The organism is Flavihumibacter sp. ZG627 (assembly GCF_000814325.1).
Taxonomy (GTDB): Bacteria; Bacteroidota; Bacteroidia; order Chitinophagales; family Chitinophagaceae; genus Flavihumibacter.
The window spans coordinates 1-472 of sequence record NZ_JPHF01000048.1 but is presented as its reverse complement, the minus strand read 5'-3'; the positions used below and the strand labels follow the sequence as shown (position 1 = coordinate 472).

Here is a 472-nt window from a genome sequence, read left to right as displayed (position 1 = left end):
TTCATCTGCTGCAAGAGCACCTGTCGTTCGGTGTTTTCCATACTAGTTGCTTCTGATGCAACATAAACCACCGAAGCAACAGATAATTTTTTATTCTGAACCCACTGCTTTAATGCACTTGTGCTGATCTGGTATTTTTTGATGACTTCCGCCTTGGTTAGTGCGCCACTCTCCAATTCAAAAAGAGCCTGCTGCTTTACGTGCGAAGCAATACGACGGTCGCCCCAATCAACTTTCTTGCCGGTACCATATTTCAAGTGCCAATCCTGTAAGCTTCTTCGGCCTATTTTACCGTATTTATTAAAAACACCTTCCACAGACAAACCTGCTTCCAATTCATCAACCACCAATTTTATCAACTCAATCGGTTGACCCGAAGATGCCTTACCAGCTTTATTCAGTTTAAATCGCATTGTCAAATTCTCCATACAAACTTAAGTTTTAAGCTGTATAGCTATTTCAGGTGCATACA

General features: G+C 41.3%; 1 protein-coding gene. It reads right to left on the bottom strand.

Translation table 11 applies throughout. The features are described 5' to 3' along the window. Positions 1-428 (bottom strand): hypothetical protein (locus HY58_RS18535; protein ID WP_156123769.1); only part of this gene is annotated, 428 nt, incomplete at its 3' end. Positions 429-472 lie beyond the last annotated feature (44 nt).